18 protein-coding genes are annotated in these 23480 nt (G+C 72.7%); 8 read left to right on the top strand and 10 right to left on the bottom strand.

Annotation, left to right across the window (positions count from 1 at the left end):
- Positions 1-18 precede the first annotated feature (18 nt).
- Positions 19-1092 (top strand): AI-2E family transporter, encoded by a 1074-nt coding sequence (locus tag ACSHXN_RS20270; protein WP_355128813.1) that lies wholly within the window; start codon positions 19-21, stop codon positions 1090-1092.
- Positions 1093-1125: 33 nt separating this feature from the next.
- On the opposite strand, the gene ACSHXN_RS20265 is transcribed toward ACSHXN_RS20270, so the two are convergent.
- Positions 1126-3291 (bottom strand): SpoIIE family protein phosphatase, encoded by a 2166-nt coding sequence (locus tag ACSHXN_RS20265; RefSeq protein WP_355128815.1) that lies wholly within the window; start codon positions 3289-3291, stop codon positions 1126-1128.
- A gap of 254 nt (positions 3292-3545) precedes the next feature.
- On the opposite strand from ACSHXN_RS20265, the gene aspS reads away from it, so the two are divergent.
- Positions 3546-5309: an aspartate--tRNA ligase gene (aspS, locus tag ACSHXN_RS20260; RefSeq protein WP_355128817.1), complete on the top strand. Its 1764-nt coding sequence runs from the start codon at positions 3546-3548 to the stop codon at positions 5307-5309.
- Between the two features lie 65 nt (positions 5310-5374).
- Here aspS and ACSHXN_RS20255 read toward each other — a convergent pair whose 3' ends face one another.
- Positions 5375-5740 carry a transposase gene (locus ACSHXN_RS20255; protein WP_356108064.1) on the bottom strand — a complete coding sequence of 122 codons (366 nt, stop codon included), beginning with the start codon at positions 5738-5740 and terminating at the stop codon, positions 5375-5377.
- A 190-nt stretch (positions 5741-5930) separates the two neighbouring features.
- Here ACSHXN_RS20255 and ACSHXN_RS20250 point away from each other — a divergent pair, with 190 nt between their 5' ends.
- Positions 5931-6539: a YdeI/OmpD-associated family protein gene (locus ACSHXN_RS20250; protein WP_356107880.1), complete on the top strand. Its 609-nt coding sequence runs from the start codon at positions 5931-5933 to the stop codon at positions 6537-6539.
- A gap of 181 nt (positions 6540-6720) precedes the next feature.
- Here the strand turns inward: ACSHXN_RS20250 and metG are convergent, their stop codons facing one another.
- Positions 6721-8436 carry a methionine--tRNA ligase gene (gene metG / locus ACSHXN_RS20245; protein WP_355128821.1) on the bottom strand — a complete coding sequence of 572 codons (1716 nt, stop codon included), beginning with the start codon at positions 8434-8436 and terminating at the stop codon, positions 6721-6723.
- A gap of 167 nt (positions 8437-8603) precedes the next feature.
- Positions 8604-10406, bottom strand: a complete 1803-nt coding sequence (locus ACSHXN_RS20240) for a VWA domain-containing protein (RefSeq protein WP_438303475.1) — start codon at positions 10404-10406, stop codon at positions 8604-8606.
- A 323-nt stretch (positions 10407-10729) separates the two neighbouring features.
- Between ACSHXN_RS20240 and ACSHXN_RS20235 the strand changes: the two genes are divergently transcribed.
- Positions 10730-12796: a PhoX family protein gene (locus tag ACSHXN_RS20235; RefSeq protein WP_355128825.1), complete on the top strand. Its 2067-nt coding sequence runs from the start codon at positions 10730-10732 to the stop codon at positions 12794-12796.
- A gap of 135 nt (positions 12797-12931) precedes the next feature.
- On the opposite strand, the gene ACSHXN_RS20230 is transcribed toward ACSHXN_RS20235, so the two are convergent.
- From ACSHXN_RS20230 to ACSHXN_RS20220, 3 genes are all read right to left on the bottom strand, one after another.
- Positions 12932-13939 carry an endonuclease/exonuclease/phosphatase family protein gene (locus ACSHXN_RS20230; protein WP_438303474.1) on the bottom strand — a complete coding sequence of 336 codons (1008 nt, stop codon included), beginning with the start codon at positions 13937-13939 and terminating at the stop codon, positions 12932-12934.
- A gap of 122 nt (positions 13940-14061) precedes the next feature.
- On the bottom strand, positions 14062-14481 hold the full coding sequence (locus ACSHXN_RS20225) for a DUF7144 family membrane protein (RefSeq protein WP_355128829.1): 420 nt from the start codon (positions 14479-14481) through the stop codon (positions 14062-14064).
- A gap of 102 nt (positions 14482-14583) precedes the next feature.
- Complete coding sequence (locus ACSHXN_RS20220; protein WP_438303473.1) at positions 14584-15363, bottom strand: alpha/beta fold hydrolase; 780 nt, start codon at positions 15361-15363, stop codon at positions 14584-14586.
- A gap of 73 nt (positions 15364-15436) precedes the next feature.
- Between ACSHXN_RS20220 and ACSHXN_RS20215 the strand changes: the two genes are divergently transcribed.
- Entirely contained in the window at positions 15437-16777 is a 1341-nt protein-coding gene (locus ACSHXN_RS20215) for a PLP-dependent aminotransferase family protein (RefSeq protein ID WP_355128833.1), read from the top strand.
- On the opposite strand, the gene ACSHXN_RS20210 is transcribed toward ACSHXN_RS20215, so the two are convergent.
- Both ACSHXN_RS20210 and ACSHXN_RS20205 read right to left on the bottom strand, forming a co-directional pair.
- Complete coding sequence (locus tag ACSHXN_RS20210) at positions 16692-17591, bottom strand: hypothetical protein (RefSeq protein ID WP_355128835.1); 900 nt, start codon at positions 17589-17591, stop codon at positions 16692-16694. The genes ACSHXN_RS20215 and ACSHXN_RS20210 overlap by 86 nt on opposite strands.
- 312 nt (positions 17592-17903) lie before the next feature.
- Entirely contained in the window at positions 17904-18380 is a 477-nt protein-coding gene (locus ACSHXN_RS20205) for a hypothetical protein (RefSeq protein WP_356107870.1), read from the bottom strand.
- Between the two features lie 104 nt (positions 18381-18484).
- Here ACSHXN_RS20205 and ACSHXN_RS20200 point away from each other — a divergent pair, with 104 nt between their 5' ends.
- The 3 genes from ACSHXN_RS20200 to ACSHXN_RS20190 all read left to right on the top strand — a co-directional run bounded on the left by ACSHXN_RS20200 (position 18485) and on the right by ACSHXN_RS20190 (position 21798).
- Positions 18485-19120 (top strand): NAD(P)-dependent oxidoreductase, encoded by a 636-nt coding sequence (locus tag ACSHXN_RS20200; protein ID WP_355128839.1) that lies wholly within the window; start codon positions 18485-18487, stop codon positions 19118-19120.
- 252 nt (positions 19121-19372) lie between these two features.
- Complete coding sequence (locus tag ACSHXN_RS20195; RefSeq protein WP_383352825.1) at positions 19373-20521, top strand: PP2C family protein-serine/threonine phosphatase; 1149 nt, start codon at positions 19373-19375, stop codon at positions 20519-20521.
- A gap of 143 nt (positions 20522-20664) precedes the next feature.
- Positions 20665-21798 (top strand): hypothetical protein, encoded by a 1134-nt coding sequence (locus ACSHXN_RS20190; RefSeq protein ID WP_438306483.1) that lies wholly within the window; start codon positions 20665-20667, stop codon positions 21796-21798.
- A 46-nt stretch (positions 21799-21844) separates the two neighbouring features.
- On the opposite strand, the gene ACSHXN_RS20185 is transcribed toward ACSHXN_RS20190, so the two are convergent.
- A complete protein-coding gene (locus ACSHXN_RS20185) occupies positions 21845-23086 on the bottom strand; it encodes an amidohydrolase (RefSeq protein ID WP_438303472.1) in 1242 nt (413 codons plus the stop codon).
- Between the last annotated feature and the right edge of the window lie 394 nt (positions 23087-23480).

Raw genomic sequence — 23480 nt, 5'->3', positions numbered from 1 at the left:
GCATGCTGGTCTTGGAAGGTGCAGCTCCTTCCCGACCCCGTTCGCCGGCTCGCCGCGTGGTGCGCCGTCGTCCTGCTGGTCACGGGGGTCGGCTGGGTCGTGATCCGGCTGTGCGGAGTGTTCCGCACAGCCGTCGTGCCGGTGCTGCTGGCGCTCCTCGGAACCGCGCTCCTCGGGCCCCTGTACCGGCGGCTCGTACAGATCGGCGTGCAGCGGTCGCTCGCCGCCGTGATCACCTGTGTCGCCGTGGTGGCCGTGGTGGGCGGGGCCGTGTACGTCGTCGTCACGGCGCTCATGGACAGTGGCCAGCAGATCGTCGACTCGCTCAGACACGCCGCGAAGTCGCTCGCGCAGCACTTCGGGGCCGCCGGGACCTCACTGGACGACCTGGTGTCCCATTCCCGGGAACTGCTGACCAAGTTCGGCGGGACCGCCGCCTCCAACGTCATCAGCGGGGTCAGCGTCGTCGGCGAGACGATCGCCATGGCCGTCCTGGCCCTGCTCCTCGTCTTCTTCTTCCTGCGCGACTCCGACCGGGTCACCGGAGTACTGCGCTCGCTCGTCCCGCACGGTGCCGCCGACAGCGTCGAGGTCATGGCGCGGCGCGCCTTCGAGGCGGTCGAGGGGTTCATGCGCGGGACCACGATCATCGCGCTCATCGACGCGATCTGCATCACCGTGGGGCTGCTGATCCTGCGCGTGCCGGGTGCGATCGGGCTCGGTGCGCTCGTCTTCGTCGGCGCCTACGTCCCCTACCTCGGGGCCTTCCTCTCCGGCGCGGTCGCGATCCTGGTCGCCCTCGCCGACCGCGGGTTCGTCATCGCCCTGTGGGCGCTCGGTGTGGTCGTCGCCGTGCAGCTGCTGGAGGGGCATGTGCTCCAGCCGGTGATCCAGAGCCGGACCGTGCAGATGCATCCCGCGGCCGTCCTGCTGGCGATCACCGCGGGCGCGTCGGTCGCCGGGATCCTGGGAATGCTGCTGGCCGTCCCGCTGACGGCGGCGGCGTTCGGCGTCGCCCACGAGCTCAAGGCGCGCTACGGCGACGGCGAGGCGGACCGGACCCCGCCACCGGAACCCGGGGGCGGACGGTGAGCCCGGCGGTGTGCGGGACGCCCTCGCCGCCCCTCACCGAAGCGGGTCCTGAACCTCCCCGTCCTCCTTCGCGGGCTCCTCGTGCAGCTCGAACCAGGTGCTCTTGCCCTTGCCCCGCGGGTCCACCCCCCAGGCGTCGGCGAGCAGTTCGATGAGAACCAGACCGCGTCCGGAGGAGGCGAGCTCCCCCGGGTCGCGCTTGTGCGGGAGGTCGTCGCCGCCGTCCGTGACCTCCACGCGCACCAGGCGCCCGCGCCTGCCGTCCGCACTGTCCAGGCCGTCGGGGTCGCTGAAGACCTCCGCGACGAGGAGCGCGTCGGTGTCGGTGTGCACGAGGACGTTCGTGAGCACCTCGGAGACCAGCAGGACGGCCGAGTTGACCTGATCCTCGGAGGACCAGTCGTGCAGCAGCTCGCGCACCTGCTGCCGGGCGACCGCGACCCGCTCCGGCTCGGCCTGCTTGACCGTCAGCATCGTGCGGCGCACCACATGCCGGCCGCCCGACACGGCGGTGCTGCGGTTCCCGTCGCCGGACCGGCACAGCAGCAGTACGGCGATGTCGTCCTCGCGCCGGTCGGTCAGCGGCCCCGTGGCGTGGTGCGAGGAGGGCCCGTGCACGGCCTGGACCAGCGCCTCGGCCAACTCCTCCGTGTCGCCCTCGTGTTCCTCCAGGATCCGCCGTATCCGCCGCCAGCCGGTGTCCAGATCGTGTCCGCCGGTCTCGATCAGCCCGTCCGTGCAGATGAGCATGGTCTCGCCGGGCTCCAGGACGAGCCGGGTGGTGGGGTAGTCCGCGTCGGGGTCGATGCCGAGCGGCAGTCCGCCCGCGGTCGGGCGCATCAGCACCGTCCCGTCGGCGGTGCGGATGGCGGGGTCGGGATGTCCGGCGCGGGCGATCTCCAGCGTTCCGGTCGCCGGGTCCACCTCGACGTAGAGGCAGGTCGCGAAGCGCAGGTCGGCGCCGTCCTCGCCGTAGGTCATGCCGTGCAGGAAACGTGAGGCGCGGGAGAGGACCGCGTCCGGGCGATGGCCCTCGGAGGCGTAGGCGTGCAGCGCTATCCGCAGCTGGCCCATGAGGCCCGCGGCACGCACGTCATGGCCCTGGACGTCGCCGATGGTGAGCGCGAACCGGCCGCCGGGCAGCTGGATCATGTCGTACCAGTCGCCGCCCACCTGGAGTCCGCCGCCGGTGGGTATGTAGCGCGCTGCCACGGCCATCCCCGGTATCTCCGGGCCCAGCGTGGGCAGCATCGAGCGCTGCAGTCCGTCCGTCAGCTCCCGCTCCGTCTCGGCGGCACCCGCCCGGGAGAGCGCCTGGGCGAGCATCCGGGCGACGGTGGTGAGCACCGAGCGCTCGTCGGGCGTGAACGTGACCGGGTACTTGAAGGCCGCCATCCACGCGCCCATCGTGCGGCCCGCCACGGTCAGCGGCAGATAGGCCCACGACTGGCGGCCGAAGGGCGCCGCGAGCGGCCAGGAGGCGGGATAGCGGGCCCGGTACTCCTCGGGCGAGGACAGATAGACCGCCCGGCCGGTGCGCACGACCTCGGCGGCCGGGTAGTCCGTGCCGAGCGACATCTCGGTGAAGGGCTCCTCGTCCCCCGGTTCGTGCCCGTGGTGCCCGACGACGGTCAGCCGGTCGCCCTCGGCCCCGAAGACCGCGAGCCCGTCCGGGGAGAAGCCGGGCATCGCCAGCCCGGCCGCCACCCGCAGCACCTCCTGTGTGGAGCGTGCCTCGGCGAGGGCGCGCCCCGCGTCCAGCAGGAACGCCTCGCGCGAGCGGCGCCAGTCGCCGGTGATGGGGGAGCGTGCGGCGTTCGGGGAGGGGTCGGTGACCTCCTGGAGGGTGCCGACCAGCTCGTACCTGCCCGTCCGCGGGTCGATCGACGGCTTGGAGCGGCTGCGGACCGTACGGACGACGCGCCCGTGCCCGTCCATGATCCGCATCCGCACCTCGGCGATGGTGCCCTCGGCCAGGGCGAGCTGGACGACGCCGTCGACCTCGTTCCAGTCGACGGGGTGGAACCGGGCGCGGATCCCGGCCTGGGTGAGCGTCGTCGCCTGCGCGGGCAGCCCTACCAGCCGCGCGGCCTCGGCGTCCAGCGTCACGAGTCCTGCGGCGGCGTCGTAGCGCCACAGACCGGTCGCGAGAGCGGCCAGGACGTCCCCTACGGCGGGCAGGGGCTCACCAGTGCGCATTGCCCCACTGTAAGAAGAGGTGATCGAAGGGTGCCACCGATCGCCGGAAATCACGGATCTTGCGAAGGCCCGGAGCGACCCGGTGCTTCTGCGGACGACGTGGGGGACCGGGATCCGGGCGCGCCCCGGGCGAAATGAGGGGGAGGCGATCTTGGGGCGGCCGGTACCCTTGATAGGTCCGGGCCGTGACCGCCCGGAGGCTCCGGGGCGCGACCCCGGAAAGACCTCGATTCGCGAAGACTGGATGAACGACGATGCATCGGTACAGGTCCCACACCTGCGGCGAGCTCCGCGCCTCTGACGTCGGCAGCGACGTCCGGCTGAGCGGCTGGCTGCACAATCGGCGCGACCTGGGCGGCATCCTCTTCATCGATCTGCGCGACCACTACGGCATCACGCAGCTCGTCGCGCGTCCGGGCACGCCCGCCTACGAGACGCTCGACAAGCTCTCCAAGGAGACGGTCGTCCGTGTCGACGGCAAGGTCGTCTCCCGCGGCACGGAGAACGTGAACCCCGACCTGCCGACCGGTGAGGTCGAGATCGAGGTCGGCGAGGTGGAGGTGCTGGGCGAGGCCGCCCCGCTCCCCTTCACGATCAACGCCGAGGACGGGGTGAACGAGGAGCGGCGTCTGGAGCACCGCTTCCTGGACCTGCGCCGTGAGCGCATGCACCGCAACATCATGCTGCGCACCTCCGTGATCTCGTCCATCCGCCACAAGATGGCGGCGATGGGCTTCAACGAGATGGCGACGCCGATCCTCAGCGCGACCTCCCCGGAGGGCGCCCGCGACTTCGTCGTCCCCTCCCGTCTGCACGCGGGCAGGTTCTACGCGCTGCCGCAGGCCCCGCAGCAGTTCAAGCAGCTGCTGATGATCTCCGGCTTCGACCGCTACTTCCAGATCGCGCCCTGCTTCCGTGACGAGGACGCCCGTGCGGACCGTTCGCCGGGCGAGTTCTACCAGCTCGACGTCGAGATGAGCTTCGTCGAGCAGGAGGACGTCTTCCAGCCGATCGAGAAGCTCATGACGGAGATCTTCGAGGAGTTCGGCGGTGGCCGTCACGTCACCTCCCCCTTCCCGCGGATCCCGTTCCGCGAGGCGATGCTGAAGTACGGCTCGGACAAGCCGGACCTGCGCGCCAAGCTGGAGCTTGTGGACATCACCGACGTCTTCGAGGGCTCGGAGTTCAAGGCCTTCGCGGGCAAGCACGTGCGTGCGCTGCCGGTGCCGGCCGTGCAGGACCAGCCGCGCAAGTTCTTCGACCAGCTCGGCGACTACGCCGTCTCGCTGGGTGCCAAGGGACTGGCCTGGGTGCGCGTCGCCGAGGACGGCTCGCTGACGGGCCCGATCGCCAAGTTCCTCACCGAGGAGAACGTCAAGGTCCTCACCGAGCGCCTCGGTCTGGAGGCCGGCCACGCCGTCTTCTTCGGCGCGGGCGAGTTCGACGAGGTCTCCAAGATCATGGGCGCCGTACGGGTGGAGGCCGCCAAGCGCGCGGGCCACTTCGAGGAGGGCGTGTTCCGCTTCTGCTGGATCGTCGACTTCCCGATGTACGAGAAGGACGAGGAGACCGGCGCGATCGACTTCTCGCACAACCCGTTCTCGATGCCGCAGGGCGGCCTGGAGGCGCTCGAGACCCAGGACCCGCTGGACATCCTGGGCTGGCAGTACGACATCGTCTGCAACGGTGTCGAGCTGTCCTCCGGCGCCATCCGGAACCACGAGCCGGAGATCATGCTCAAGGCCTTCGAGATCGCGGGCTACGACCGGGAGACCGTCGAGGACAAGTTCTCGGGCATGCTGCGTGCCTTCCGCTTCGGCGCCCCGCCGCACGGCGGCATCGCGCCGGGCGTGGACCGCATCGTCATGCTGCTGGCCGACGAGCCCAACATCCGCGAGACGATCGCCTTCCCGCTGAACGGCAACGCCCTGGACCTGATGATGGGCGCGCCGACGGAGCTGGACGAGACGCGGCTGCGCGAGCTGCACCTGTCCATCCGCAAGCCGCAGCCGAAGTAGGCGCGCGCGACGAGAGCGGGCCCGGAACCCCGGCAGGGGTTCCGGGCCCGTCCTTCTCCGGGTCTTCAAAGGTGAGCGGTGTGGAGGTGTCCGCGGGCTCGGCGGGTGGTGACGCAGCGCGTCCGCAGGCGTTGGTTCTCGGCTTTGCGGAAGCCGAACGCGTTGCGGGCGACGAGCTTGATCACGAGGCTGATCCCTTCGCTCTTGGCGTTGCTGTGTCCGGTGTTGATGAACGCGGCGATCTCGGGCCGCCAGCGGTCGACGGTGGTGGCGAGCCGGCGGGCTTCGGGAATGTCGGAGTCCGCGCACCAGGTGAGGAACTTCCGGCGGGTGCGGCCGACTTGGTGGCGGTCGGCGCCGGTGCGGGCCAGGGCGAGGAGGGTGCGCAGGTTCTCCTCGGCGATCCAGGCCGCCGGCAGCGGCTGCCCGATCTTCGCAAGAGAGATCGCGCGGCCGGGTCACCGCCGAGCCCTTCACCCGGGTGGCGAACACCCCGCAGCCCGGGCGGGCCCTGGCCCTCTCGTCGGCCGTGACCAGGTGAACTCGGCGCCTTCCGTCGGCCGGCCGCTCGACCCGTGCGACGGACACCCCCCTGCATCCGGGGCCGTGCCCGAATAGGTCATGACAATCGGCCGGGTGTGGTTCGCTGCTGGGGTGACTCAGGACTTGGAGATCGTCGCATTCGCATCCGCCGAGGCGTTCGAGGCATGGCTCGGTGAGAACCACGCCGTCTCGCCCGGCATCTGGCTCAAGCTTCGTAAGAAGGGCCCCGGAATCGTCGCGCTGGACTACGCCCAGGCGCTCGACGTGGCACTCTGCTACGGCTGGATCGACGGCCAGAAGGCCAAGTTCGACGACCAGTGGTGGACCCAGCGGTTCACGCCGCGCACGCCGCGCAGCAAGTGGTCCAAGGTCAACCGGGACAAGGTGGCCGCTCTGATCGAGCAGGGTCGGATGCGTCCGCCGGGGCAGGCCCAGGTCGACCGCGCCAGGGCGGACGGCCGCTGGGAAGCGGCCTACGACGGTGCGAAGACCGCCACGGTGCCGGACGACCTCGCGGCGGCCCTGACCGCCGACCCGGGCGCCGCGGAGTTCTTCGAGACACTGGACCGGCAGAACCGCTACGCGATCCTGTACCGGATCCAGGACGCCAAGAAGGCCGGGACCCGGGCGCGCCGGATCGAGAAGTACGTGGCGATGCTGGCGAAGGGCGAGAAGGTGTACCCGTAGTCACGGAGAGGGACCATGCCCGTGTGGTGCCCCGGGGTCCCGGCGCGTCTGCGGCGCCGGCAGCAGCCACCCGACGTCCTCACCGGGCGTGATGAAACGCCCCGGTGACCCGACGGAGAGGCCCGGGAAGCGTGCTGCTTCCCGGGCCCCCTGAGGTCCTGCCGGCCTGCGTTCCGCGGTCCTACGCGGTCTCGCCGCCGAAACGCTCCTTGTAGTTCTCCAGATCCTCTTCCGTGAGCTTGGCGAAGAGGACCGGCGGGACGGTGAACGGCGTGCCCGCGGCGACGGCGGTGAGGGACCTGGCCTCCTCCTGCGTCACCCACACGGCGGTGTCGTCCGCCAGGTCGAAGGCGCCGCGCATGGCCGCCGAGGACGTCGGGATGAACGGCTCCGAGACGACCGCGTAGAGGTGGATCAGGTTCATCGCCGTGCGGAGGGTGAGGGCCGCGCCCTCCTTGTTCGTCTTGATCTCCAGCCAGGGGGCCTTCTCCTCGAGGTAGGAGTTGCCCGCCGACCACAGGGCGCGCAGCGAGGCCGCCGCCTTGCGGAACTGGATGGCCTCCATGTGCTCCTCGTACTCGGCGAGCAGTCGCGCGATCTCCGCACCGAGCTTCGCCTCCGCCTCGCCCGGCTCGCCGCCGGCCGGCACCTCGTCGCCGAAGCGCTTGCGGGAGAAGGACAGCACGCGGTTGACGAAGTTGCCCAGCGTGTCCGCCAGGTCCTTGTTCACCGTGGCCGTGAAGTGCTCCCAGGTGAAGGAGGAGTCGTCGGACTCCGGCGCGTTCGCCATCATGAAGTAGCGCCAGTAGTCCGCCGGCAGGATCTCCAACGCGTCGTGGGTGAAGACGCCGCGCTTCTGGGACGTCGAGAACTTGCCGCCGTAGTAGTTCAGCCAGTTGAAGGCCTTGATGACGTCGACCTTCTTCCACGGCGAGCGGGTGCCCAGCAGGGTCGCCGGGAACATCACGCTGTGGAAGGGGACGTTGTCCTTGCCCATGAACTGCGTGTAATGGACGTCCGCGTCCGACTTCCACCACCACGAGCGCCAGTCGCGGTTCTCCGGGTCGAGGTCCGCCCACTCCTTCGTGGCACCGATGTACTCGATCGGGGCGTCGAACCAGACGTAGAAGACCTTGCCCTCGGACGCGAGCTCCGGCCAGGTGTCGGCGGGGACCGGGACACCCCAGTCCAGGTCACGGGTGATCGCGCGGTCGTGCAGCCCCTCGGTGAGCCACTTGCGGGCGATCGAGGAGGCCAGCACCGGCCAGTCGTCGGCGCGCTCGTCCACCCACGCCTCGACCTCGCCGGCCAGCGCGGACTGGAGCAGGAACAGGTGCTTGGTCTCGCGGACCTCGAGGTCGCTGCTGCCGCTGATCGCCGAGCGCGGCTCGATCAGGTCCGTGGGGTCCAGGACACGGGTGCAGTTCTCGCACTGGTCGCCGCGCGCCTTGTCGTAACCGCAGTGCGGACAGGTGCCGATGATGTACCGGTCGGGCAGGAAGCGGCCGTCGGCGTTCGAGTACACCTGGCGGATGGCCCGCTCCTCGATGAACCCGTTCGCCTTGAGTTCGCGGGCGATCTCCTGCGTGATGTCCCGGTTCTGCGGGGAGGAGCTGCGCCCGAAGTAGTCGAAGGCCAGGTTGAAGCCGTCGTACACGGCCTTCTGCGCGTCGTGGGCCTGGGCGCAGAACTCGGCGACCGGAAGCCCCAGCTCCTTGGCCGCGAGCTCGGCGGGGGTGCCGTGCTCGTCCGTCGCGCAGATGTACAGGACGTCGTGGCCACGCTGGCGGAGGTACCGGGAGTACACGTCCGCCGGGAGCATGGACCCCACCATGTTGCCCAGGTGCTTGATCCCGTTGATGTACGGAAGGGCGCTGGTGATGAGGTGTCGAGCCATCGCGGGCTGCTCCCAAGTCGCTACGTGGGGTGACGGCGCGTCCGATTTCAGGTCGTCTGCATCGTCTACGAACCTTGAAATCGTAGCCGACATGGGTGGGCCGCCCGCTTCCCGTTGTGCAGGGTGGGAAGGGGCGGCCGCGGTGTGGCCTGCCGGGCGGACCCGGATTACGGGCGCCAGGCCGCCAGGATGCCCTCGTAGACCTCCGCGTCCGTCAGCTCGAGCGGGGTCTCTCCGGCCAGGAAGGCGGAGGTGTTGTCCGACTTGAGCTTGCGCAGGTAGTCGAAGGCCTTGTGCGCGGGGTCGCCGAAGGCGACGAAGGAGAAGAAGACGGCGGGGTGCTTCTTCGCGGCGTCCGTGAGGGACTGGGTGGCCGGGGTCTTCGCGTCGGGGGCGCCGTCCGTCTGGAAGATCACCAGGGCGGGAACGGCCGGGTCCGACTTCTCGTGGTGGGCGAGCACCTCCTCCACGGCGACGTGGTAGCTGGTACGGCCCATGCGGCCGAGGCCCGCGTGCAGCTCGTCGATCTTGTTCTCGTGGTCGGTGAGGGTCAGTTCGCCGGTGCCGTCCAGTTCGGTGGAGAAGAAGACGACGTGGACGCTGGCCTCGGGGTCCAGGTGCGCGGCGAGCGCGAGGGCCTGTTCGCCGAGGGCCTGGGCGGAGCCGTCCTTGTAGTAGGGGCGCATGGAGGCGGAGCGGTCCAGGACGAGGTAGACCCCGGCCCGGGTGCCGGTGAGGCCGTGCTTGTCGAGGGCGGCCCCTGCGGCCTCGTAGGCGGAGGTCAGCCCCGGTGCGCGCGACGTGAGACCGGCCAGGGTGAGGGCGGGCTCGGCGGCCGCCGAATCACCGGCCTCGGCGGCGACGGGCTCGGGTACGGCCTCGGGGTCGGCTTCCGCCTGGGGCTCCGGGGTGGCGGTGGCCTCAGGTCCGGCGGCTTCCGCGTCGGCGGCTTCGGGCTCGGGCTCGGCGGCCTCGGGCTCGGTCTCCGGCTCGGGCTCCGCTTCGGCGGTGACCTCGGGGGCGGCCTCGGGTTCAGGTTCGGGCTCGGGCGTCTCCGCGACCTTCGGCTCGGGCACCTCGGCGACGGCCTCGGGGGTGGCCTCGGGGGCGGTCTCCGGCTCGGACTCCGCGGCGGCCTCGGGCTGGGCCTCGGGCTCGGGGGTGGCCTCGACCTGGGCCTCAGGCTCCGCGGCGGCCTCGGGCTCGGGGGTGGCCTCGACCTCGGTCTCCGGCTCGGGGGTGGCCTCGGGCTCGGCCTGGGCCTCAGGCTCCGCGGCGGCCTCGACTTCGGCCTCGGACTCCGCGGCGGCCTCGACCTCGGCCTCGGGCTCCGCGGCGGCCTCGACCTCGGCCTCGGGCTCGGGGGTGGCCTCAGCCTCGGCCTGGGCCTCAGGCTCCGCGGCGACCTCGGGCTCGACCTCGGCTTCGGACTCCGCGGCGGCCTCGGGCGCCGTCGTCTCCGCGATCTCCGGCTCCGGGTCGGCGTCCGCCTCGACGACGGTCTCAGCCTCGGTGGCGGCCTCTGCCGGGACCTCGGCCTTGGTCTCGGCCTCGGTGGCGGTCTCCGGCTCCGCGGCGACCTCGGTCTCAGCCTCGGCGGCCACCACGGTGGCGGCCTCGGTCGCCGTCGCCTGCGCGACCTCGGGCTTCGTCTTCTCGGCAGCCTTCGGCGCCGGCGCGATCTCCGGCGACGGCTCCTCCATCGGGGTCGCCTGCCGGGGCACCGTCACGTTGTCGAACGCCGCCGACACCAGCTCGTGCTCGTCCCCGGGGCCCGACGACTGCTGCGCCGGGATCTCGGGGGTCGCGGCCGGCCGGGGGGACTTCGCGGCCGGCGGCTGAGGCGCCGCCGCGGTCTCCGAAACCGTCGGCTCCGAGGCCGCCTGCGTCTCCCGCGAGGGCTCCCCCTCGGCGGAGCGACCCTTGCGTGAGCGGCCGAACGCGTTCCGCAGGAGAGTGAGAATGCCCATGTGCGCAACCCTTCGCATGAGTTGATGCCCGTCAATCCCTGGCCAGGACGGACACGTAAGGTTAGCGGTCACAGACGGCGATCTTGGGTAGGGTCCGACCATCGGAAGGGCCCGATGTCAACACCGCGATCCCGCCGTCACCGAGCGTGCGGCCCGCCCCGGCGGCACCGCGCCCGGCTCCGCCGGCCGTACGCCGAGATCTCGCGCATCAACCCCCGTACGGATCTCTCCGGTTCACCGGTCGTTCATGTGCCCGCCCTGCTCCCGCACATCCATGCCCCTACCGTCACGGCCACACCAAGGGATCGTAAGGGGAGAGTAAAGTGCGCAAGCTGCTGCCGCTGATCGGAACGACGTCCGGCTCGCATCCCGGCGGACGGTCCGCCCTGACCTGCCGCTACCGCTGCGGCGACGCCTGTTTCCACGAGGTGCCCAACACCAGCGACAACGAATACGTCGGCGACGTCATCGCGGGGGCCCTCAGCCGCCGTTCCGCACTGCGTGCCGCAGCCGTCGTCACGGTCGCGACCGCCACCGGCGCGGCGACCGCCGCCACGGTCCCGCAGGCAGCCGCGGCCCCCGCGGGCCGGAACGGCGGGGCGCACACCGCCGCCGCCCGGGGTCTCCGCTTCGCCCCCGTCGCCCCCAACACCGCCGACGCCGTCACGGTGCCCGACGGCTACCGCCAGAACGTGGTCATCCGCTGGGGCGAACCCATTCTCCGCGGCGCTCCCGCCTTCGACCCCGAGAACCAGACCGCGGCGGCCCAGGCCGGCCAGTTCGGATACAACAACGACTTCCTCGCCCTGCTGCCGGTCCCCGGCGAGCGCGACCGCCGGCTCCTCGTCGCCAACCACGAGTACACCGACGAGGTGCTCATGTTCCGGGGATACGACCCCCAGAACCCGACCCGCCGGCAGGTGGAGGTGGCCTGGGCCGCCCACGGTCTCACCGCCGTCGTCGTCGAGGAGGACAGCAGGAGCGGGCGCCTCACCGCGGTCCCCCGCCATCCCCTCAACCGCCGGGTCACCGCGACCAGCACATTCCGTCTCACCGGCCCGGCCGCGGGCTCCGACCTGCTGAAGACGTCGGCCGACCCGAGCGGCCGCAAGGTCCTCGGCACCCTCAACAACTGCTCCGGCGGCACCACCCCCTGGGGCACCACCCTGCACGGCGAGGAGAACTTCAACCAGTACTTCGCCAACGGGTCCAGCGCCACCGACCTGCGGTACGGCATCGGCACCGCCGCGACCGAGCGCAAGTGGGAGCGGTTCGACCGCCGCTTCGACCTGGCCCAGGAGCCCAACGAGGTGCACCGCTTCGGGTACGTCGTCGAGTTCGATCCGTACGACCCCGGCTCCACGCCGCGCAAGCACACCGCGCTCGGCCGCTTCAAGCACGAGGCCGCCACCGTGCGGCTCACCGACGACGGGCGGCCCGTCGTCTACTCCGGTGACGACGAGCGGTTCGACTACTTCTACAAGTTCGTCGGCAGCAAGCGGATGCGGCACGGGAACTCCCGGTCCGCACGCGAGCACAACCTCTCGCTCCTCGACGAGGGAACGCTCTACGTCGCGAAGCTCACCGGCGACTCCCCGGCGACCGACATCGACGGCAGCGGCAAGCTTCCGGGCGACGGCGAGTTCGACGGCTCCGGCACCTGGATCCCGCTCGCCACCGCGACCGCCCACGGGGCCGTGTCCCACGTCGAGGGCATGAGCGCCGACGAGGTCTTCGTGTTCACCCGGCTCGCGGGCGACAAGGTCGGCGCCACCAAGATGGACCGGCCCGAGGACATCCAGCCCTCCCCGCACACCGGGAAGGTGTACGTCGTCCTCACCAACAACACCAACCGCGGCAAGGCAGGCTCGCCGGCCGCCGACGAGGCCAACCCGCGGAGCGGCAACAAGCACGGGCACATCCTGGAGCTCACCGAACGCCACAGCCGCGCGGAGAGCACGTCGTTCGCCTGGTCGCTCTTCCTCGTCGCCGGGGACCCCGCCGACCCCTCCACGTACTTCGCCGGATTCCCCAAGGGCCGGGTCAGCCCGATCTCCTGCCCGGACAATGTGGCGTTCGATCCGCACGGCAACCTCTGGATCTCGACCGACGGCAACCAGCTGGGATCCCACGACGGCCTCTTCGGTGTCGCCACGCGCGGTGAGCGGCGTGGTGAGCTCAAGCAGTTCCTGACCGTGCCGAAGGGCGCCGAGACCTGCGGTCCGATCATCGAGGACCGGCGGGTGGTCGTGGCCGTGCAGCACCCGGGCGAGCTCGACGGTGCGACCGTCGAGAAGCCGGCCGGCGCCTGGCCCGACGGGCCCGGGAGGATCGTCCGTCCTGCCGTCGTCGCCGTGTGGCGCGCGGACGGCTGCGACATAGGGGTCTGATCCTCGGGGCGGACCCGTCACGGGCACGGCAGGACGCGGGGGCGGGGCCGGCCGGACGCCGCCCCTTCCCCGTGTCCGCGGCGGTGTCCGCACCCGTCCGCATGCCGGGCGGCCGTCGTCCCCGGACGACAGGCCCTAGGTGTGCCGGTGGAGGGTGATGTCGACGAGCAGGGCGCGGTGGTCGGTGGCCGCGATGTCGAGGAAGCGGGCCGAGTTCGCCGAGAAGTCCCCGGAGACGAGGACGTGGTCGATCTGGGCGCCGAGCGGCGGGGCGGTCCTGGCCGGCCAGGAGGGGGTGCGGGGGGCCTCGGCGAGACGGGCGCCGTCGCGCAGGCCGGTGTCGAGGATGTGGCGGAAGGCGGCGTGGTCCTGGGAGGCGTTGAAGTCCCCGGCGACGATCGTGGGGGTGCTTCCGGCGGCCTCCGCGTAGCTGCGCAGCTCACCCAGCTCGTGGTGCCAGAGCGCGAGCTGGCCGGGGAGCGGGGGCATGGGGTGGGCGAGCTGGAGACGTACGGTGTGGCCGCGGACGTCGGCGACGGCCCCGGGCATGCCCATGGTGCCGGGCACACCGGGCGCGGCCTTCAGCGGGAACCGGCTGAGGATGACCGACCCGTCGGAACCGGCGCCCTCGACGGCCCGGCGGTAGGGGTAGGCGCCGGCCGCTCCGCCGAAGGCCCGCTCCAGTGCGGCCGAGCAGCGGTACTCGCACTCCTCGACGAACACGATGTCCGGGCGCTCACGGCGGATCGCGGGCAGGAGGGAGTCCGTGCCGCGACCGAACTCCACGTTGGAGGTCAGCACCCGGAACTCGGCGAGCGGGGTGCCGGTGGGCTCGGCGGGCCTGCCGTAGGGCTCGATGAACCAGGCGAGCGCGGCCAGCACGAGGACGCTCCAGGCCATGCCGGTGCGCCAGCGCGCGAGCAGGGCCAGCAGGAGGGCGAAGGCGGCCGGGGCGAGCAACCACGGCAGGAAGGCCAGCAGTTGGGGGACCGGTGTGATCGCGTCGGTGTCGGCGGCACGGCAGCCCACGACGACGCTCACACCGGCGAGCACCAGCCCGGCGAGCCAGGCCGCCGCGCTCCGCCCCCGGGGCCGGCGCCGGGTGTCGGCCGGCCCGGTCCGTTCCGCGGTCGCTGTCCGCACGTGGCGCCGCCCTCCCCTCGTCGGACCCGATGTCCGAATCCTCCCCCGAAGACGGGGTGGGAGGGAAAAAGGTTGCCGGGCGGCGCCGCCCGGGGACCACGGGCCGTGGTCCCCGGGACCGGTTACAGCGTCGTCCTGGTGCGGTCCGCCGTCACCAGGGACCAGATCACGAAGCCCCCGATCGCGATGGCGATGATGGACCAGATCGGGGCGTAGGGCAGGAACATGAAGTAGAGGATCATGTACAGGGCCGCCAGCCCCACACCCGCCGCGCGCGCCCACTCCATGCCCTGGAGCACCCCCCAGCCGGTGATCACGACCAGTGCGCCGACGACCAGGTGGATCCAGCCCCATGTGGTGAGGCTGAACTCGTACACGTAGTTCCCGACCCTGACGTAGACGTTGTTCGCGGCGATGCCCGCGATGCCGTTCAGCACGCCCACGATCCCGCCGACGATCATCAGGACCCCGGCGAACGTCGTGCCGCCGGTCGACCACGCCTCGCGTTTCGGGTGCGTGGCGCGTGCGGTGTTCTGGACCATGGGGTCGCCTCCTCTGGACGGGACGTTCATCCGCAGATTCGCCCCGAAGGAGCAGCGACGCAGGAGGAGGTAGGCCGATCGGGTGATCGTCGGCGCGGCGCGTCAGGCGTCCACGCGCTTCAGGAACGCCTCCAGTGCCGTGTCGAACTCCTCCGGGCGTTCGAGGTTCGGCAGGTGCGCGGCGTCCGCCACCACCCGGAGCGTGGAGTCGGGCAGGGCGGCGTGCATGGCCTCCGCGTCCGCGACGGGTGTGTATGTGTCGTCCGCGCCGACCACGACGAGCGCCGGGACCGAGACACGGGTGAGGAGGTCGCGGTAGTCGGGGCGCTCCGCCCGGCCGCGCAGGGCCGCCGCCGTGCCCTCCGGGGGCGCGGCGGCCATCATGCGGTGCACGTGCGCCGCCACCGCGGGGTCGGCGTGCGGCGCGACCATCCGGTACAGCACCTCGTCGGCGTACGGGCGCATGCCCTCGCGCAGCAGCCGGTCCGCCATGGCGTACCGGGCCCGCCCGCCCTCCTCGGTCTCCGCGGCCGGGAAGGTGTCCGCGAGCACCAGCCCGGCGATCCGCCCGGGAAAGCGGGACCAGCACTCCATGGCGATCTGGCCGCCCATGGAGAGCCCCACGAGGACGCAGCGGCCCACTTCCAGGTCGTCGAGGAGCGAGGCGATGTCGTCCGCGAACACCGACAGCGGGGTGACGCCGGCGACGACCGGGGAGGCGCCGTAGCCGCGCAGATCCGGGGCGATCACGCGGCGCGTGCGGGCGAAGGCGGCGAGCTGCGGGGTCCACATCGTGCGGTCGAAGGGATGGCCGTGGACGAGGACGAGGGGCAGCCGCGATGTATGCGCGCCTTTGTCCTCGTATGCAAGGAAGGGTGCCATGGCCTCGACCCTAGGGTCGCCAACTCCTCGGTGCAATAAGATCTTTGCTCTCGGTGCAATCCAAGGGGGACCCGTGGAGGACTACCGGCGCATCGCCGACCGGATCGCCGCCGACATCGCCGCAGGACGGCTGCGCCCCGGTCAACGGCTGCCGCCGCAGCGGGCGTTCGCGCGCCGGCACGGGCTGGCGGCCTCCACGGCGGGCCGGGTGTACGGCGAACTCGTGCGGCGGGGCCTTGTCGTGGGCGAGGTCGGACGGGGCACCTTCGTCCGGGCCGCCCCGGTGCCGACGGGCCGTGCGCTCGCCGAGCCCGCGACCACGGCGCCCGTCAACCTGGAGCTCAACTACCCCTCCGCCCCCGGCCAGTCGGAGCTGCTGGCGGCCGGGCTCGCACCGCTGCTGCGGCCCGACGTCCTCGCCGGGGCGACCCGCACGGCGCCCGCCACGGGAACCCGGGCCGCGCGCGAGGCCGCCGCCGGCCTGCTGGCGGCCGGTGGCTGGCGTCCGGACCCGGAGCGGCTGCTGTTCGCGGGCAACGCGCGGCAGGCCATCGCGGGCGCCCTCGCCGCCGTCGTGCCGCCCGGCGGTCGCGTCGGTGTCGAACGACTGACGTATCCGCTGGTCAAGGAGATCGCGTCGCGCCTGGGCATACTCCTCGTCCCGCTCGCCATGGACGACCAGGGCCTGTGCCCGGACGCGCTCGTCGCCGCGCACCGCTCCACGCCGCTGTCCGCGCTGTACGTGCAGCCGACGCTGCACAATCCGACGTCCGCGACGACGGGGGAGGAGCGGATGCGCCGACTCGCGGACACGGTGCGGCTCCTGGGGCTGCCGGTCGTCGAGGACCGCATCTGGGCGTTCCTGTGCGGGCAGGAGAGCGGAAGGCCCCTCGCCGCCCACGCGCCGGAGCGCACCTACGTCGTCGACGGGCTGTCCAAACGGGTCGCGCCCGGGCTCACCGTCGGATTCCTCGTCGTGCCCGAGGGATGCGGCGAGGAGGCCGCGGGGGCACTGCGGTCGGGCGGCTGGACGGCGGGACGGTTCGCGCTGGAGGCGGCGGTGCGGTGGATCGGGGACGGGACCGTCGAGCGGCTCGTCACGGTCAAGCAGGCGGACGCACGGGCACGCGGGCGGCTGGTCGAGCGGTACCTCGACGGCTTCGCCGTGCGGAGCGATCCGCGGGCGTACTTCGCCTGGTGGGAGCTGCCGCGGCCGTGGCGCGCCGACACGTTCGTGGCCGCCGCGGCCGAGCGGGGGATCGCGGTGACCCCGGGACCCGCCTTCGCCGCGGGTGGGAGCGGATCGGAGGGCTCCGCCGCGGACTGCGTCAGGCTCGGACTTGCGTCGGCTCCTCCGAGGGAGCTTGCGGGGGCCCTGCGGACGCTCGCCGACGTCGCGCGTACATCCCCGTGAGCCATGCGACCAGGGCGACAGTGAGCCCGAGCGCCATCATCACCCAGGCTGCCGTGCGCAGTGTCTCGGTGAGTGCGTCGTAGACCGCGGCCGCCGCGGGGTGGGAGACGTCCGGGGGCAGGTCCCGCAGCGTCATCCGGCGGCCCACGGCGATCGCGACGGCCAGCAGTGCCGCGCCCAGCGCCGTGCCGAGACCGGTCGCCAGCACCGCCCGGCGGCGGCACACCGACACCAGCATCCCGCTCACGGCGAAGACGACCGCGGCCACGGGCAGCCAGAAGCCGGTCACTTCGAGCACGCGGAACCCCTTCCGGAACTTCGTCAGGTCCTTCGACTGCAGCAGGGTGATCTCCGTGTGCGCGATCGGGATACGGCCCGCGAACGGCACGTGCTCGTCGACGAGTTGCCTCTTCATGCGCTCGGTGGCGGGGGCGAGGTCGATGGTCACGGGGGTGTCGCCGTCGTTCCGCAGGGCGCGCATCACGGCGTCGTGTGCGCTGAGGTTCGCGGTGTCCCAGGCGGTGCGGAAGGCCGCGGTGTCGGTGAACGAGCGGACCGCGTCGTGGACGAAGGCCTGCACCGAGCCCTCCAGGGGGGTGCCGACGTGCACCTCGCGCATGATGCCGTCCGTGACGGCGGCGGCGATGGCGTCCCTGACCTGCGCGTCGGAGGCCAGCGGCGCGGTCGTTGCGGCGTACCGGGCGCTGTCCTCGATGCCGTACTTCGCCCACACGGCGAGCAGGCCCAGCGGCGCGAGCAGGCACGCGAGGCCGACCAGCACGGCGGAGAGCAGGCTCCGGGCACGTCGAGACACGTCACCAGAGAACCGCGTCAGCGGGCGATCGGCGAGCTGTTTGACTGCAAATGGGTGCATATGACGATCCGATGGGCGGGTCACGGCGTGGCGTCCACCGGACCGGGACCGCTCGCCGGGTATGCCCTCCGGTGGAGGGTTCATCCGAACGGGTGTTACCTGGTGATGGGGAAAAGGACGGCTCGGGCTCCTCGACCGCTCCCGGGACGCAACTCCGGGAGACGGGTGAGTGAGGGAGACGCACGAGGCCCCGGCGTCGACGTGGGCCGACGGCCGGGGCTTCGTGCGCCGGAAGGCGGGCCGACCGGAAGGTCAGCGTTTCGCCCAGTGCTCGCCCAGCGGCTCCTGGTGCACGTAGTAGCGGTAGTAGTCGAAGACGAACGTGGCCACGGCGACCGCCAGTGAGATACCGATGCTGCGCAGCACGCTGTGGCCGGTCTGGCTGTACAGGAAGCCGAACGCGATACCCGCGAACACCGCCCACGCCAGCGCGTGCGGTCCGCGGGACAGGTGCGGTGCCACCCGCAGCAGGCCGATGCACAGCGCCGCGAACACGATCACGCACACGAAGCCGAACAGCACGTTCCAGCCGGTGATCGGACCGCCTGCGCGGCGGATCGCCGCGGCCCAGTACCCGTACACGAGTCCGATGGCGATGGGTCCCACGATCCGCGCCATCGCGTGCGTGCGCGGCTCGAAGACCTCGGGCGGGCGGTAGGTCGCGACGGTTCCACGGGGCTTTGTGGCGGGTGTGTGCGATGTCCCCGGCACGGGTGCCGCATGAGCCATGGGAACGCTCCTCTCTCCTCGCCCCCGCCTTCCAGCGCACACCTGGTGGGGGCACCCGGCAAGTCGGGATGCGTGGTCAGCGGGGCCGTGTTTCGCTGGGGCCCATGAAGATCGTGCTGTTCGGGGCGACGGGAATGGTCGGCAGCCGGATCGCCGCGGAGGCGGCACGGCGCGGGCACCGCGTCACGGCCGTCAGCCGCTCCGGCCGGTCCCCCGTGCCCGGGGTGACCGCCGCTGCCGCGGACGCCTCGGACGTGGCCAAGGCCTCCGCGCTGATGGCGGGGGCCGACGCGGTGGCGAACGCGTGTGCGCCGCCGCGGGACGGGTCGGACCCGAAGGGACCGTTCCTCACCCTGAACGACTCTCTCGTGCAGGGCGCACGCGACGCCGGAGTGCGGCGGTTCGTCGTGGTCGGCGGCGCGGGCAGTCTGGAGGTCGCGCCCGGGCAGCAGCTGTGCGACCAGCCCGGATTCCCGAAGGAGCTGCTCCCCGAGGCGCTCGCCCACCGTGCCGTCCTGGAGTACTACCGCACGGTCGACGATCTGGAGTGGACCTGCGTCTCCCCCGCCGCCGAGATCGCCCCGGGCGAGCGCACCGGCCGCTTCCGGTCGGACGACGACGGCCTGCTCACCGACGTGTACGGCAACAGCCGGATCAGCGCCGAGGACTTCGCGGTCGCGTTCGTCGACGAGCTGGAGCAGGAGACGCATCCGCGCGCCCGTATGTCCGTGGCCTACTGAGGGACGGGGGCGCCGGTGCCCGCCAGGCGGCCGTCCCGGGGCCGGCCGGAGAAGAGCCGGAAGGAGCAGGACGCCACCGAGCCCCGCAGGCGGCGCGCCCTCCCGCACTTCGGCGGCTCCCGCGGCGCCCCCGGGGCGGCGGTCCTCGGGACCGCCCCCTCGGACGCCTCGGCGGCGCAAGGGGCGCCGCCCCGGGCCCCGGAGGACGAACACGCGACGGCGGTTCGCGGCGGGTCGGCGGGAGCGCACCACCTGCTGCCCGACCTTCCCGGCTCCGGCGGCGGGCCCGCGGAACACCAGTTCCTGCGGGTGGGCGGGTACAGCGTCGCCTGGGTACCACCGCTCGTGCTCCTCGCGGCCATCGCCGTGGTCGACTGGAAGACCGCCGGCGAGTTCCGCACCATCTCGTGGGTGGTGCTGGTCCCCGGCATCGCCGCCGCGATCTGCGGGCTGTGGACCACGATCGGCATCGCCGTGCTGGCCGTCCTCACCTACGAGCTGGAGGACAACGCCTGGCCCCACCAGTTCCGGACCGGGGTGCCCGACTTCATCCTCGTCGTCGTGGGCAGCGGCCTCGCCGTGCTGGCCTGTGCGGTCCGCCTGCGCGGCGAGCGGCGGATGTTGCATATGCAGGACATCGCCGACACCACCCGGCGCACGGTGCTGCGGCCGATGCCGGCGGGCTGGGGCGGACTCGAGCACGCGGCGGCCTACCTCGCCGCGGACAGCGTCGCCCGCGTCGGCGGCGACTTCTACGACATCCAGCCGGGCCCCCGGGGCACCCGCGTGTTGCTCGGCGACGTCCAGGGCAAGGGGCTCGACGCGGTCGCGGCGGCGTCGGCGCTGCTCGGCACGTTCCGCGAGGCCGGATACCACGAGCCCCTTCTCGCCACGGTCGCCGAACGGCTGGAGACCCGGATGCGGCGGCATGTGCGCTACGGCGCCGAGATCGGCCGCGACGACGACGACCGCTTCGCCACCGCCGTGCTGGTCGGCTTCCCGCAGACCGGGACCCGGTGCGTGGAGGTGATCAACTTCGGGCACGAGCCCGCGCTGGTGGTCGCGCCCGACGGCGTACGGTCCCTGCCGATCGGCGAGCGGCTCCCGCTCGGGCTGGCCGGGCTGGCCGGAGGACCGCCACCGGCGCTGCGTCTGCCGCTCGCGGACGACGAGACCCTGCTGCTGTTCACGGACGGGGTGTCCGAGGCACGGAACGCCGCGGGGGAGTTCTTCCCGCTGCGCGACACCCTGGCGCACGCGCTCGCCGAGGATCCGCGCATCGCCGAGCCCGGGCGTCTGGTGCGCTTCGTCCGTGACAGCACGCTGCGCCACTGCGGCGGCCATCTCGCCGACGACACGACGATCTTCGCGCTGCGGCGCCGTGCGGCCGACGGCAGGTGAGGCCGTGTCCCGCGGGGCTGGACCGTGCCCCGCACCCGGGCGCGCCGGCAGTCCATACGCGTGCGTTTGCTCTTCCTCCGTCGCAGCTTTGCAGGCGCAGCGGTTACGGTGCTGCCGTGGCTGATCGATCGGGGGAGGGAACGATGCCCGGAACCGTGCTGCTGCTCGCGGCCTCACCGGCGGGCAAGGGGTGCCTGGTGGACGCGGCGTCCGTGCTTCCGGTGCTCGCGGCCGTGGCCCCGCCGGTGCTGTCCGGCACGGACACGGCGAACGTGGTCGAGCTCGCCGACCCGCTCGAGCCGCAGGCCGTGCTCACCCGGCTGCGGGCCGCCGCGACCGCCCCCGGCCCGCTGACGGTGTTCCTCAGCGGACAGCTCCAGCTCGACCGCCGCCAGCACCTGCCGCATCTGGCGCTGGCGCGCACCACCCCGGCCACGGTCCGCTACACCGGCTTCCCCTGGCACTGGATCCGCGAGGAGCTGCGGCTGCGGGTGCCCGGGACCACGACGGTGTTCGCGGATCTGCACGCGGACCCGGAGACCTGGCGCCATCTGCACACCGCGCCTCTCGACTGCGGTCCGGCCGTCCCCCTCTACGGCCGTGTGGCCCCGCCGCCACCGCGCCGTGCGCTGGCGGTCCCCGCGTACATGAAGGCCGTGGCGACCATCCTGCGCAGCGGCCACCGCCCGGATCCGCCGACCCTGCACCACCAGGCGCTGACCCGGGCACACGCGGACACGGGCGGGCAGGGGGACATCGTGCTCGCCCCTGGTGCGCCGGTCCCGGGACGCGGCCCGCTCATGCCGCCGCCCTTCGTGCCCGTGCCGCCCGCGGCCGCACCCCCGGACCCGCACGCCGCGCTCACCGCCGCCGTCCAGGACGGCCGGCACGCCGAGGCGGCCGTGCTCGCCGCGCAGTGGGAGCAGATCGCGCTGCGGGCGCACGGACCCGGGTCCGAGGAGGCACTGCACTGGATGGAGGTGCGCGCGGACCTCGCGATGCTCGCGGGCGACCCCGGCCGCAGCTGCGAGACCTGGCTCGCGGTGGCCGCCGCCCGGCTCACGGCCGGCCGGAGCCCGGCCGACCCGGCGGTGGAGGCGGCCGTCGACCGCGCCCACCACCAGTGGGGCCACATGAGTGATCCGGGGCGGGCCCGGGCACTGGGTCCCGCGCTCGTCGCACTGCGGGAACGGGTACCGGGACGGCGCGAGGGCGCCCTGCACCACGTACAGGAGCGTCTTCGCCGGCTGCAGGGCGGGCTCCAGACACAGCCGTGACGCCGTGCGGCGGGGCGCACCCGCCCCGGAACGGGTGACGGCCCGGTCAGGCCGGCGACAGGTGCGCCAGCGCTCCCGACACCAGGGCTCGCACGCCGGGTCCGACCGTGGACAGGTCGGGCGCGAAGCGGGGGCTGTGGTTGCTCGGTACCGCCGCGAACTTCTCCATGAGGTCCGCGCCGGGCGCCGCCTCCCAGACGGCGGCCGGAGTGCTGGTCACGAACCAGTACGCGTACGGGACGCCGTCCGGCGCCAGTTCGGAGAAGTCCTCGCTGCCCATCGCCGGGCCGGGGTCGAACACGGTACCCGGGCCGAACACCTCGCCGTGCACGGCGGCGACGCGGCGGTCGGTGTCGGCGTCGTTGACCGTGACCGGGAAGTCGGCGCCGAAGGTCACCTCGGGCTCGCGCGGACAGCCCGCGGCCAGGCACTCGCCCGTCGCGATGCGCCGGATCGCGGCGACCATCCGGTCGCGGACCACGGCCGACTGGGTACGCAGGTTCAGTGCGATGCGGGCATGCGACGGGATGATGTTGTTGCCGGTGCCCGCCTCGATCCGGCCCACCGTCAGCACCGCCGCATCACGCGGCGCGACCTCGCGGCTGACGACCGTCTGAAGCCGGGTGACGAGGTAGGCGGCCGTCACCACCGGGTCCACCGTCGACTCCGGACGCGAGCCGTGACCGCCCCGGCCGTGCACGACGATGTCCACGTCCGTCGAGGCGGACAGGATCAGTCCCGGTGAGTGCGCGTAGAGGCCGGCCGGGCCCGGGGCCGCGTGCTGGGCGAGCAGGACGTCGGGGCGCGGGACGCGGTCGTACAGACCGTCCGCGACCATCGCGCGGGCCCCCTGACCGCTCTCCTCGGCGGGCTGGCCCACCACCAGCAGCGTGCCCGACCAGGCGTCGCGCCCCGCGGCCAGCGCCCCGGCCGCCCCCGCGAGCCAGGTGACGTGCAGGTCGTGCCCGCAGGCGTGCATCACGCCCGGCACCTGGGAGGCATACGGCAAACCCGTCTCCTCGGCGACCGGAAGCGCGTCCATGTCGGCGCGCAGCAGGACGGTGGGGCCGTCGCCGTTGCGCAGCACACCCACGATCCCGGTGCCGCCGACGCCCTCGGCGGTGTCGTAGCCGGCCGCGCGCAGCAGTCCGGCGAGTTTCCCGGCGGTCCGGTGCTCACGCAGTGACAGTTCCGGATGACGGTGCAGATCCCGGTAGCACTCCTCCAGGGCGGTGGTCGGGAGGTCGGCGGTGAGGTCCAGCGCGGTGTGTGCGGCGGGAGAGGTCACGGGGCCAGGGTATGCGCCGGGCCGTTCACCGGCACCGGGGCTTTCGAAGCCCACCGCGGCACAGGAAGCAGGCGGCCGCCGACGGGAGGGGGGCCTCCGCCGGCGGCCGCCGCCCGGGTCGTCCCGTCGCCGCTCGCCCTGTCCGGTCGGTTCAGCGCGAGTCCTGTGCGACGTGCTGGGCGGGCAGTGGTCCCGACGCCCTGGCCGGGCCCGTGTTGGCCGCCGTGATCAGGGCGGCCACGGCCACGACGGCTGCGGCGAGTCCTCTGGCGTAGCGGGGCGATATACGTCCGCGGTGAACGGAAAGGCGTCCGAGCACGGCAACCGACCTCGCAATGACAGCGATGGATTAAGCATGCTTAAAGTGCTTCTAACGTAGGGGGTGGGACGGTCG

It is taken from the genome of Streptomyces sp. HUAS TT11, assembly GCF_051553595.1.
GTDB lineage: Bacteria > Actinomycetota > Actinomycetes > Streptomycetales > Streptomycetaceae > Streptomyces.
The sequence above is the reverse complement of the archived record's forward strand: the minus strand, read 5'-3'. Positions and strand labels throughout refer to the sequence as shown.

Excerpts from the sequence above, each read along its gene's own strand:
- ACSHXN_RS20265 (WP_355128815.1), bottom strand. The coding sequence starts at position 3,291 with ATGCGCACTGGTGAGCCCCTGCCCGCCGTAGGGGACGTCCTGGCCGCT.
- aspS (WP_355128817.1), top strand. The coding sequence starts at position 3,546 with ATGCATCGGTACAGGTCCCACACCTGCGGCGAGCTCCGCGCCTCTGAC.
- ACSHXN_RS20250 (WP_356107880.1), top strand. The coding sequence starts at position 5,931 with ATGACAATCGGCCGGGTGTGGTTCGCTGCTGGGGTGACTCAGGACTTG.
- metG (WP_355128821.1), bottom strand. The coding sequence starts at position 8,436 with ATGGCTCGACACCTCATCACCAGCGCCCTTCCGTACATCAACGGGATC.
- ACSHXN_RS20240 (WP_438303475.1), bottom strand. The coding sequence starts at position 10,406 with ATGGGCATTCTCACTCTCCTGCGGAACGCGTTCGGCCGCTCACGCAAG.
- ACSHXN_RS20225 (WP_355128829.1), bottom strand. The coding sequence starts at position 14,481 with ATGGTCCAGAACACCGCACGCGCCACGCACCCGAAACGCGAGGCGTGG.
- ACSHXN_RS20220 (WP_438303473.1), bottom strand. The coding sequence starts at position 15,363 with ATGGCACCCTTCCTTGCATACGAGGACAAAGGCGCGCATACATCGCGG.
- ACSHXN_RS20205 (WP_356107870.1), bottom strand. The coding sequence starts at position 18,380 with ATGGCTCATGCGGCACCCGTGCCGGGGACATCGCACACACCCGCCACA.
- ACSHXN_RS20200 (WP_355128839.1), top strand. The coding sequence starts at position 18,485 with ATGAAGATCGTGCTGTTCGGGGCGACGGGAATGGTCGGCAGCCGGATC.
- ACSHXN_RS20190 (WP_438306483.1), top strand. The coding sequence starts at position 20,665 with ATGCCCGGAACCGTGCTGCTGCTCGCGGCCTCACCGGCGGGCAAGGGG.